Origin of the sequence: Bacillus sp. Au-Bac7, assembly GCF_021341655.1 — a bacterium.
GTDB lineage: Bacteria > Bacillota > Bacilli > Bacillales > Cytobacillaceae > Niallia.
In genome coordinates, this window is the sequence record NZ_JAJTTG010000003.1 from 252436 (window position 1) to 264783 (window position 12348).

Here is a 12348-nt window from a genome sequence, read left to right on the forward strand (position 1 = left end):
AGCCTGCAAAGGATTGCCCTTTGCAGACTTAACGTTTATTCGAGGATATTTTTGACCTTTTTCACAACATGACTAGAACCGCCCTTATTTTGGACACCTTCAATCATCATCGCCACAAGCATATCCTTATCTTTCTTATCATATGTCACATACCAGCCGTTTTCTGTACCCTTTTCACCTTGCTTTGCTTTCAGCTCGGCAGTACCCGTTTTCCCAGCAAGCGTCATACCGTTGATTTTGCCAGCATGTGCTGTTCCACTTGGACTGTCGATTACTTGCTGCAAATCATCTGAAATTGTATTAGCAGTTGCACTGCTCATGATGCCTTCCTTCCAGACCTTGCCCTTTTCTTCGTCTTGAAGAAGGATTGGCTTGATTAAGTTGCCGCCGTTAACAAACGGTGTGTATGCTGCTGCAAGCTGAATAACGCTTGTTTGAACCTGGCCTTGGCCATAGCCTGAGTCAGCTAACAGAATATCACTGTCCAGCTTGCCGATAGTTGCTTTCGTAATTGGATATGCATAATCAAACTCTTCTTCAAAACCGAATTTCTTCAGCTCTGTTGTATATTTATCTTTGCCCATATCTAATGCTGTCTGCGCAAAGTAAATATTATCACTGTACAGCAAGGCATCAGCTAGATTAACAGGTTCACTGCTAGTATGCACTCTCGTTACATAATAGTTGCCCCATGATTTGTCTTTTTGCCATTGCTTTGTCGTAATTTTGCGTTCCTGCTCTGGTGTGATGACACCTTCTGTTAAAGCTGCCGCTGCCACAACCGGCTTCAGCACAGATCCTGGTGCATATGTGTTCTTAAAGCGGTTCGTGTAAGGCTCCAGCTTATTATTGTTGTACTCTTCTTGTTCAGAAATTGTCAGCCCTGCAACCACCTTGTTAGGGTCATAAGACGGACTGCTGACAAGGGCCATCGTTTCCCCTGTAGTCGGATTGATTGCAGCAGCTGCTCCTGCTTCTCCGTCCATTTCATCATATATTTTCTTTTGAAGCTCGCCATCGATAGTCAGCTTGATGTTCTCACCATTTTTGACTTCTTTTTCAGCGAGAGTGACACTTGTGCCATCGACCTTAGAAATCGAAATTGTCGCGCCGTTTTCGCCTCTCAGCTTCTCTTCATAAACTTGCTCCAAGCCTCTTTTTCCAATAACATCAGAGCTTGAATAGCCTTTGCCTTTTTGCTCTTCCAGCTCTTCGGCAGTAATGTTGCCAATATAGCCGATTAAATGAGCTGCAGCTTCTCCATATGGATAAATTCTGCCTGCAACATCCTGCTTCTGAACACCTGGAAGGGCAAACAGTTTCTCAAGAAATGCTTGATCGCCTGTTGCCAGCTTCTTAATTGGCACAAACAGGTTTGGCTGTACCCAATCTGCACTTAAAGCCTTTTCAATTGTTTCCTTTTTAATATCCAGCAATTTCGCAAGCTCTTCTACTTCTGTTGTCTGATTTTCCATTTGTTCAGGCACAAGACCGATTTGATAAATGATGCCATTCATCGCCATTGGATTTTCATAAACATCAACAATAGCTCCCCGTTCTGCAGGAACCGTTTCTAATGAAACTTTATCCTCAGCACCTAAATCGGCAAAGATATACGTTGTATCCCAATCTATATACCAGTTTTCTTCTTTATCGCGCTCTTCTTTCACAAGCTTCGCAGCCTTATCAAAGCTGATTTCTCCTGCCATACTGTTCATTTTAGCTGTGAAAGGAATCTCTGCAGTCTCTTTTTTCTTATTATCATCCTTTTCATCTTCTGACAGCTTTTTAGCAGAAACATTCAAATCTTTGATTTCCAAATCACTGTATAATTTCTCATAACGAGAAACATAATCTTCCTTTGAAACTGACTTCTTCGCTTCGGAAGACAGATAGCCGTACATTTCATCAAACTTCTGGTCATTCCACAGCTTTATGTATTGGGAAAGCCTATCATCCGGGGTAGGCTCATCATTATTGCATCCAGCCAATATTACAATCAGAATCATCGGCAATAGCCATAATAGTTTCTTCATTCTCATTCTCCCCTCCTAGTATAAGCGTACCATTTTTTACACTTAAATTAAAAGAATATTACAACAGCACCACTTAATTTTCTTACAAATATCAGCACATCGCCTTTTTCTTGCCATATTTCATATTTCATTATAATTTATCCTGTCATTTTCTTGAAATATATTTTCCTTAATAAAGGAAAAATGTTAGATTAGAAAAAAACATAGAAATGCAGGTGGAAAAATGAAGGCGGTCATATTATTTGATGGTGTCTGCAATCTTTGCAACAGTGCCGTTCAATTTATCATTAAAAGAGACCCTGCCGCTTATTTTACCTTTGCACCTTTGCAGGAGGAAAAAGGCAAGGAGCTTCTCACTCCCTTCAAAAAGGACCTCACGATAAATAGTGTCATACTTATTGAAAATGGTAGGCTTTATGAAAAATCAGCTGCTGCTCTTCAAATCTGTCTCCATTTACAGGGAGCTTGGAAGCTTGCCTATATCTTTAAAATTATTCCCTCATTCATACGGGACCCAATCTATGACTATGTCGCTAAAAATCGCTATAAATGGTTCGGTAAAAAAGATCATTGCATGCTCCCGACAAAGGATACAAAGCGGCGGTTTCTATAAGCTAATGCAAAAAGGCCCCTGTTCATCAGGGACCTTCTTATATATGCATGCTTTATTACAGAAACTGCTCAATCCAGCCAGCTCTTTTCGTATTTACGTAATAGACGTTGACCGGTCTGCCGATGCTGCCATATGTCAGCCTTACCTTGATAATATCTTGCTCGTTAAGGAAGTTCAGGTATTTTCTTACTGACACCCTTGATATCTGTGTTTCATCTGCGATAATGTCTGTTGTGAATTCCTGTTCAAGCTGTGCTTCTATCGCATCCCAGACAATTTTGAGCGTTTCCTTCGTCAAGCCTTTCGGCAGCTCTGCTTTTGCAGCCTTTTGGTCTCGGTTAAGGATCTGTTCATCAAGGAAGCTCTGGCTGACTTTCGTCTGCTCCTTCATAAATTCTTTCTTTTGAGCATAGTTCATTAATGACTCTTTAAAGCGTTCAAATTTAAAAGGCTTAATTATATAGTCAACAGCTCCTAATCGGAGGGCTGCCTGAATATGCTCCATGTCAGATGCGGCTGTGATTAAAATCACATCCATATTTTCATTTAGCTCTCTTATATAAGAAAGGAAATCCAGTCCGCTTTTTCCGGGCATAAACACATCCAGCAGCACTAAATCAATACTTTCTCTCTTAATTATCTCTATCGCTTCGTCCACTTGGCTGGCAACGCCGCCGATTTTAAAGCCATTCAGCTCTTGTAGAAATTGCTTATTAAATTCGGCTACCATTGGATCGTCTTCTACAATCAATACAGAAATCAACTTCCGTTTTCCTCCTTCATATAGGGAATACTTGCTTTAAATGTCGTCCCTTTATTAAGGACGCTTTTCACTTCAATCGTTCCACACACCTTGCGCAAGCTTTCACCGACTAAATAAAGACCAAAACCTCGATTTTCTCCCTTTGAGGAAACCCCTTTTTTAAAGATATGAGCCTCTTCTTCCTTAGTCATGCCTTTCCCTGTATCCTTCACTATCATATCTATCATTCCGTTGGTCATTTTAAGCTTTAGTTCAATTTCTTTATCCGAACTAGTCTCCACTGCATCTAAAGCATTATCCAACAAATTCCCTAATATTGTGATGATTTCAAAGGAAGCAGCTGCAGTCAATTCAGGAATAACGGTTAGAACGGATATTTTCAAGCTTGCGCCCTTTTCTCTTGCATAGCTGAGCTTACCAAGCAGAAGGCCCGCTATGACTGGATCCTTTATGTTACTAGTAATGGCAGAAATATCTCCGCTTTGCTGATCGACAATGTCATCAAGATATTCCTTCAGCCTGTCGTAATTTTTCATATGAAGCATGCCGATAATAACTTGCATGCGGTTCATAAATTCATGGGATTGTGCCCGCAATGCTTCTGCATAGGTTTTCACACCAGAAAGCTGATCGGACAGTTTTTTTATTTCTGTTTTGTCTCTGAAGGTGAACAACGCACCCACAATTTTATTATCGACCTTAACCGGCACCCTGTTTACAAGGATGGTCGTGCCATTGATAATCTGTTCTTCATCAAGCTGCGCTTCACCTGTTTCTAATACAAGGTCGAGTTCCTTTGAAGGAATATAACTGCTGATTGGCAGGCCGATTGGATTCGTATTTAATCCTAGTTTATGTAAATAATCGATAGCAGACTGATTGACGAGGGTGATATTTCTTGCCATATCAACTGCTATAATGCCCTCTCTGACAGAATTAATGACTGCACTTCTTTCCTGCAGCAGTTTAGCAATAGCAGCCGGCTCCATGTTAAACATCACTCTTTTAATATATTTTGCCAGCAGATAGGCGCCAACTATTCCTGCCAGCAATCCGAGCAGGGACCCGTATACAATAATCCACTTCCCTTCAGCCAGCACTTCATTGACTTTAGCAAGAGAAATTCCGACTGCTACAACTCCGATTTGTTTGCCTTCCTCTGAATATACAGGAGTAAATGCCCGCATCGACTTTCCTAGTGTACCTTTTGAAACACTAGTCTGTTCATTCCCTGACAAAGCCTTCACCTCATCTCCACCCTTGAACTTCTTTCCTATCTTTTGGACATCAGGGTGAGTGAGGCGAATTCCGTTCATATCAAGAATAACAACAAACTCCACGCCATTATCTAGCTGAATTTCCTTCGTATATGCCTGAATATGATTCTTTGCTTCTTCGTCTCCTTCAAGAGCATTTTGAACAATTTCTGTTTTCGCTACAATTCTAGATATAGTTAAAGCCTTTTCCTCCAGGCTGTTTATTGTATGATTATTAATCAAATTGCTGATCAGGATATCTGTCATTAATAAGGAGAAAATAACCACTGCACTGATAAGTGTCATAATGGTAGCAAACAGGCTCCATCTTTTTTTCATTACTTTTTGCTCCCAACAGGTTTTTTTCCTATTATAGCAGAATGAGGCAGCATGCAATAATGAATGGAACCAGCACCTTTGAAGAGTAAATGGGGGGAGAATTAATTCACATAAAAAAAGACCGCTCTCATAAAGAAAACGGCAGAAAATTGGAGATAAAAGGACTACTCGTAAAACAGATAAATGGGGTTTAATAGAAACCGATAAGGTTCTATTAAGTATGCTCAATTAAGATTTTATCTTGCTCTCCTTTTAAAGAAGGCGTAGGTGGGCACTTCTTTAAATAGCAAAATATTCTTAATATATTGCGGTAAAATCTATTAAATCATATTATATAAATAGATGTATTCGTGATTATGACTGATAACGAGTGATATAGCTCTTTTTTTAGGCTTTTTTACATGCATGCGCACAAAAATATAACTTTAGGAATATTTTTAGGGAGTGATCAATTGGATTTTTCAGCTGTTGGAGAGAAAATAAAGGAATTGCGAAAACAGGTAGGACTTTCACAAAAAGAACTTTCCCACAATATTTGCACACAAGCGCAAATTAGTAAAATTGAGAAGGGAGAGGTCCTGCCGCTTTCATCCACATTGTACTTAATCTCACAAAGGTTAGGAATAGACGTGAACTATTTCTTTGATATCGGCACAACTCCAAGACTCGATTACGTTATCGAAACAAGCAGACAATTAAAAGCTGCCCGACGAAATACAGACTATGAAACAATCAAGCAAATCGTTGAAGCGGAAGAGAAAAACCCGCTGTTTACACGCAATAAGAGGCATTATCAAATCCTTCTATGGCATAAGGCCATATATGTCTATGAGGTAGATAAGGATTTCCCTAAAGCTCTAGAGTTGATTGAAGATGCCATCGCCTTAACATTTGAAAAGATTTTCACCGAAAAAGAGATTGAGATCTTTATCAGCAAAGGAATATTTCACTATGAAGAAGGATTACTAGAGGAATCCTTGCAGATTTATTACAAGGCCTTATCCTATTTGCAAAAAATACCTCATTTGCAGGATGAGACAATTAAAAGCCGATTGTACTTCAACATCGCCAAAGCACTTACAGACTTGAATGAATACGAGTCTTCCATTTCCTATTGTAAAGAAGGTATCGATTGGGCTATTCAAAAGGACAACCTATACTTACTTGCCCATTTTCACTATCATATCGGCTATAATTATGAGCAGCAGGAGAATTTCAAGCTTGCCAGCAATTATATGAAAGAAGCACTTGTTATTTTCCACTTAGTAAAGGATAGCCGATATACAGATTATATTCAAGAGAAGATAGACAGATGGCAAGAGGAGCATAATGACAGGCTGACCGATTAGGAAATCCCTATTTGGCGCCTGTCTTTTTTATTTTAGACACTTTTCCTCCTATTCCCCGTAATATGTTTAATAGACCCTAAATTAACCATGATTAATTTCCTATTTTTGCTTCTTCGATCCTATTTTTCTATGAAAACGGGTACTATAGACCGATACGTTATGATAAGATAGTTTTAGATAATTATATTTTTTTGGGAGTGAGTGTAAAAAAATGAAGAAAAAAGTCACAGTCTTTGCTACTGCCGCTATTCTTTCGACTGCTTTTTCTGTCCATGCGTCAGCTAGTACTTATGTAGTTAAGAAAGGCGATACTCTAAGCAAGATTGCGAACAAGTATAATACTACTGTCAAGCAATTGAAATCTGATAATAAATTATCCTCTGATCTTATTTATGTGAATCAGAAGCTGAATGTGGCAGGCACAGGTTCATCTTCAAGCAGCACAACAACTGCAAACAAACAGACAACAACTTCAAGCACAAAAACTTATAAGATCGTTTCCGGAGATTCATTGATTAAGATTGCAAACAAGTTCTCGATTACGTTAGGCGAATTGAAGCAATGGAATAACATCAGTTCTACCATTATATATCCTGGTGATGTGCTTGTTGTATCAAGACCATCTTCTTCTGGGTCTTCCAGCAGCAACAATTCATCAAGTTCTGGCTCATCATTAAACAACTCATCAACTGTGAGTACAGGTACATACACCATCAAAAGCGGAGATACATTAGGAAAAATAGCATCATCTTATAATCTTTCCGTTGCGAAACTAAAGCAGTTGAATAATTTAACATCTGATCTTATTTTCCCTGGCCAAAAGCTGAAGGTTACCGGTTCAACAGGAAATGTAACGGAAACAAACAGCTCTGCTGATAAAGAGGAAGCAAGCAAGCCAGAATTCATTTCTGACAACAGCTCTTCTAATAAAAGCATTGTTTCGGTAGCCAACAGTTTAATTGGTATTCCATATGCTTGGGGAGGATCTACAACAGCTGGTTTTGATTGCAGCGGACTAATTTACTACTTGTTTAACAAAACTGGTGATTCCATTAGCCGTCTTTCTGCACAAGGTTATTATGACCGCAGCTTCTATGTTGATGTCCCTGCTGTCGGTGATTTAGTCTTCTTTGAGGATACATACAAAGAAGGAATCTCTCACGTCGGCGTCTATATCGGCAATAATCAGTTCGTTCACGCAGATTCTGACGGTGTCAGAAAGACAAGCTTAGATAACGCTTATTACAAGAAGCATTTTAACAGTATTAAACGTTTATACTAATGAAAGCAAAGACCAGCCTATAAAAGGCTGGTCTTGTTTGTTTTTATGCAATTGTTATTTCTCCTGCCTCTTCCCTACCATCTCCTGCAAAAAAACGCTATAATTATTAAATGGACTTTTTTTAGAAACGAACGCCAAGTTCTTGATTATCATATTATGAATCAGCTTCTCATGATTGTTTGGTTTCGCTGATTTCTGGAGGGATTTACTATGCTGCATGAACAATATTTAGAGCATTTAAACCAATGTGCTAAGAACTTTCAAGAAGCTCTCGATTCTAGTGATCCCCTTACGCAGAAAGTTGTCGAAAAAGGGCTGCTTCTATATCGGCAAAATTATGTCTCACAAGTGAAGATTGATCACGAAACAGTAACTGGGGTTATACAAGATGTAAATTCTGCAAAGGCTGTGCTTCATATTGATGATATCTCTATGAGCAGTTGCACTTGCTTTGCTGAAGGATACTGCAGGCATCAGCTTGCCTTGTTTTTCTCTGTGCTCGGAGCTGCAGGCAAAGTATCAGCTTGGCTTTCAGAGTGGAGACAGCCGCCTCAAAAAGCTGCTGTTGATTTAAACAGCCTTCCGCTTATGCGTGCAAGCGATCTGTTGAAAAAACCGGGAAACAAAGAACCGGATTATGAAGAATGGGTCGACTTCTTCACTGAAACCTTTCAGTCTGTTATTGGAGAAAGCAGCAGGAAGCCTAGTGCTATATCTGAAATGTACTATATATATATGCGCAAATTAAAAAATTCCTCTCCTCAGCAAAATGAGTGGAAGTATTTATACCTTTTAGTTGGGCATGTAATCACCTTTAAGCTGTTTCTTTCCATGAGCAAAGAAAATAATCACGCGGACGGAGTAATCAACCGTTATTACCGCCATATATTTCAGGATTTGCTCCAAGGAGTGCAGGAGTATTTAAACAGGCTGTCCAATTTCACCTTTCCCTTCGCCTTTGATCTTTTTTTGGAAAAGCTAAAAGATGACAGCGGGGAAATATTGCATCTCCATAAGACGATTGAATTTGAGAGTATTCAAATATATCGAATCCTTTGGACCAACTTGTTCACGAAAAAACAATGGAGACTTGATGAGCTGAAAAAGCTCACAAGCATAGAATCTCCAGTTTTCACAGAGAAGGTTGCTGCTACCCATTTGCAAGTCCTTCTAAGAGAAGACGAAAAGGCAGTTCACAGCATTCAGGAACTGCAGGTAGAGATCATGCCATATATGCTTTATTGGTTAGACATTCTCAACAGTAAACGAGATTGGAACAGACTAGAATTGTATTTAACGCCTTTTATCCAATCCTTAAAAGCTTATATCCAACAGGAGAATGACTTTGAATTCTGCCATGAATTCACAAGTATGAGCATCAGGGCAGCTACTCCGTTTTGTCATGCTAAAAACAGGATGGATATTTTAGAACGGCTGTTTAATCAAACTTTGCCATACAGCTACAGGAAATACGAAGACTTCTTGTATGAACAGAAGCAGTTTGATAAATGGATTGATTTATATACCTATATGGGACTCGGAATCGATATGCTGACAAAAGAGCAAATTAAGACACTGCAGGAATACGATCAAGCATTGCTCTTATCGTTGTATCACCGCTCTGTCCAGGAACATATTGATCAAAAAAGCAGAGACCATTACCGCATTGCTGTCCGCCAAATGAAAAAGCTGCGGACTATCTATAAAAAATTAAAAAAACAGCAGCAATTTGAGCTGTTCTTAAAGATGACGCTTGATCGGACGAAACGTTTAAGAGCCTTTCATGAAGAATGCAGAAAGGGTAAATTGATACATGCTGAAGAATAATTATTTAAAAATTAATGTTCATTATTATCAAGATAAAGGCTTTTTCTTAACTGGAGAGGCTGATCACGACTACTTATATCCAAGCTATTGGAAGACTCTTCTCTTCCAGCATCATGAAGAAAGCTTTTATGGTACATTTTTGAACGCTGAAACTGTCGCTGGCACGGAAGGAATTGCTCTCACTCCATGGCAACTGGTCACCCTGTTTGCCAATGAACGGTTCAACCGGTTTATGGAATGGGATTGGAATGACACTGCGCAGGTTTGCTTGTCAGCAGCGCCAAGCTTGTATGAGTCTATCCAAAATAAAGAGTGGATTCCAGACTTCCGCAATTGGGAAAAGGATACCTTCCAATGGGCGTTGCCTAAGCGTGTCACAGAAGAGTTCAATGACTATTTCTGGGAAGAAACATTGGACGAAGAACTGGAAGGAACAAGCAATTTATCCTTTATCAAAAAATGGTTCCATGACTCATTGGATGAGTACTTAAATGAGCATGAAGAAAGCAAACGGGTCTTTGGAGAGAAAATCCATGCGTTGCGGAATGCAAATATTTCCTCTGCCAGTCTGGCTGCCTATTTCACAGAGGAAACTTGGCAAGAATGGATGGGACTCAAAAGTACTCCATACCCTTTCACATTAGGAATAAAACTTGTGGAGCCTGCTGATTTAACGGAAACATGGAATATCGACATATTCTTGAAAGCAAAAAGCAATCCTGATAATGTCATTGATTTAGAAGAACAGGGCATCCCAACAAAGTGGCTTGAATACGAAGGTTATATTGAAGAAGAGCAGGCCAGATGGATTTCCCTGTTCCCATGGCTCGCCGGCAAAAAAGGGCTGACAAATCAGCTGACAGAAGAAGAAGCATGGCTTTTTCTTACAGATGCGAGTGAAACATTGCTTGCCCTTGGAGTTGACATTCTGCTGCCATCATGGTGGCAAGCGATGAAAAGTGCCAGCATGAAAGTGAAGGCTAAGGTTGCGACTACTAGCCACCGCCCATCTTTTGTCGGCCTGCAGGCAATGCTTGATTATAATTGGCGCTTTTCCATGAATGGTGTGACTTTGTCTGAAGATGAATTTAAGCAAATGGTAGAGGAAAAACGGAGGCTTGTCTTTATAAGAGGACGATGGATTAAGCTCGATCCCTCCTTTATTAAGCAAATTCAGGATCTCATGAAAAAAGCAGAGCAGGAAGGCTTGCATGTGAGGGATTTAATTGAACAGGAGCTAAATCAGCAGGATGACTTATCTGCTGATGAACTGGATAATCCTAAAGCTTTTGCGAAAATCCAGATTGAGCTTAACAGGCAATGGAGAACGATGATTCACCAGTTGAAGGAGGTTAAAAATCTGCCCCTTGAGCAAGTGCCAAGCAAGTTTCTCGGAGATTTGAGAAACTATCAGGTTCTCGGCATGAGCTGGCTATTGTTCTTACGCAAGTATGGATTTGGCGCGGTTCTCGCAGATGATATGGGACTCGGCAAAACAGTTCAGCTTATTTCCTACTTGCTGAAAGTGAAGGAGACGGACAGGGAGGATCATGCTCCAGCATTGATTATTTGTCCTACATCTGTGTTAGGGAACTGGCAAAAGGAAATAGAACGGTTCGCACCGTCACTCAAAACCTATTTGCATTATGGATCAAACCGTTTGAAGGATGAGGAATTCCTTGAAGAGCTGCAGAATTATGATGTTGTTCTAACTTCATATGGTCTATCTCATATTGATTTTGATCAGTTTGAAAAGGTGACATGGAGCTCCATCTCGATTGATGAGGCACAGAACATAAAGAATGCGCAGACGAAGCAATCTCGTGCTGTCCGTAAATTAAAAGGCCGACATTATATCGCCCTTTCCGGCACACCAATGGAGAACAGACTCAATGAATTATGGTCGATATTTGATTTCACGAATCATGGGTATCTTGGCAGTATCGGGCAATTCCAAAAGCGGTTTGTCATTCCAATTGAAAAGGATAATAAAAAGGAAAGAATTGAACGGCTTCAGTCACTCATTCGTCCATTCCTGTTGCGGAGAACGAAAAAGGATGAAGAGGTTGCCCTTAACTTGCCTGATAAGCTTGAGCAGAAGGAATATTGCGGCTTAACCCCTGAACAGGCAGCCCTTTATGAACAGCTTGTTACGGATACATTTGTGCGGATAGAGCAGCTGACCGGCTTTGAAAGAAAAGGACTCGTATTACAGATGCTAAGCAGGCTGAAGCAGCTTTGCAACCATCCTGCCTTGTATTTGAAGGAAGAAAATCCTGCTCAATTAATCGACCGCTCCACCAAAATGGAGAAACTTGCCGAACTTGTTGATGCTATTCTAGAGCAAGGAGAAAGCTGCCTGATTTTCACTCAATATATTGAGATGGGTCATATGATTCAAGAAATGATCAAAAAGAAATACAAGGTGGACGTACCTTTCTTGAATGGCAGTGTGCCGAAAAACACAAGGGATACACTGATACAGCAATTCCAAAATAATGAGTTCCCTGTGTTCCTCCTGTCTTTAAAGGCTGGAGGAACGGGACTAAACCTGACTGCAGCAAACCATGTAATTCATTATGACCGCTGGTGGAATCCGGCTGTAGAGAATCAGGCTACAGACCGTGCATACAGAATAGGACAAACAAAATTTGTTCATGTTCATAAGATGATCTGCACAGGAACATTGGAAGAAAAAATAGATGCTATGCTTGAGAAAAAACAATCGTTGAATGACCAAATCATCCAAAATGAAAATTGGCTGACAGAGCTTTCAACAGATGACCTGAAGGATCTTGTATCCCTCTCTTAATCACTAAAACCCGGAGCCTCGCTAGCTCCGGGTTTTATCGTTTTCCAAAGTAAAAACCTAAAGACCAATTT

Annotated in this window: 8 protein-coding genes; 5 read left to right on the forward strand and 3 right to left on the reverse strand. The window is 39.9% G+C overall.

Annotation, left to right across the window (positions count from 1 at the left end; genetic code table 11):
- Positions 1 to 35: 35 nt before the first annotated feature.
- Positions 36 to 2036: a penicillin-binding transpeptidase domain-containing protein gene (locus LXM54_RS14345; protein ID WP_233315890.1), complete on the reverse strand. Its 2001-nt coding sequence runs from the start codon at positions 2034 to 2036 to the stop codon at positions 36 to 38.
- Between the two features lie 223 nt (positions 2037 to 2259).
- Here LXM54_RS14345 and LXM54_RS14350 point away from each other — a divergent pair, with 223 nt between their 5' ends.
- On the forward strand, positions 2260 to 2649 hold the full coding sequence (locus LXM54_RS14350) for a thiol-disulfide oxidoreductase DCC family protein (RefSeq protein WP_233315891.1): 390 nt from the start codon (positions 2260 to 2262) through the stop codon (positions 2647 to 2649).
- Between the two features lie 55 nt (positions 2650 to 2704).
- On the opposite strand, the gene LXM54_RS14355 is transcribed toward LXM54_RS14350, so the two are convergent.
- Positions 2705 to 3412 (reverse strand): response regulator, encoded by a 708-nt coding sequence (locus LXM54_RS14355; RefSeq protein WP_233315892.1) that lies wholly within the window; start codon positions 3410 to 3412, stop codon positions 2705 to 2707.
- Positions 3409 to 5007, reverse strand: coding sequence for a DcuS/MalK family sensor histidine kinase (gene dcuS, locus LXM54_RS14360; protein WP_233315893.1), 1599 nt, complete (start codon positions 5005 to 5007; stop codon positions 3409 to 3411). The genes LXM54_RS14355 and dcuS overlap by 4 nt, the downstream gene beginning before the upstream one ends.
- A gap of 452 nt (positions 5008 to 5459) precedes the next feature.
- Between dcuS and LXM54_RS14365 the strand changes: the two genes are divergently transcribed.
- The 4 genes from LXM54_RS14365 (at position 5460) to LXM54_RS14380 (ending at position 12277) form a co-directional block, all read left to right on the forward strand.
- A complete protein-coding gene (locus LXM54_RS14365) occupies positions 5460 to 6356 on the forward strand; it encodes a helix-turn-helix domain-containing protein (protein ID WP_233315894.1) in 897 nt (298 codons plus the stop codon).
- 211 nt (positions 6357 to 6567) lie between these two features.
- A complete protein-coding gene (locus LXM54_RS14370; protein WP_233315895.1) occupies positions 6568 to 7638 on the forward strand; it encodes a C40 family peptidase in 1071 nt (356 codons plus the stop codon).
- Positions 7639 to 7848: 210 nt separating this feature from the next.
- Positions 7849 to 9465, forward strand: coding sequence for an SWIM zinc finger family protein (locus tag LXM54_RS14375; RefSeq protein WP_233315896.1), 1617 nt, complete (start codon positions 7849 to 7851; stop codon positions 9463 to 9465).
- Positions 9452 to 12277 (forward strand): DEAD/DEAH box helicase, encoded by a 2826-nt coding sequence (locus LXM54_RS14380; protein WP_233315897.1) that lies wholly within the window; start codon positions 9452 to 9454, stop codon positions 12275 to 12277. The genes LXM54_RS14375 and LXM54_RS14380 overlap by 14 nt, the downstream gene beginning before the upstream one ends.
- The last annotated feature ends 71 nt before the right edge of the window (positions 12278 to 12348 follow it).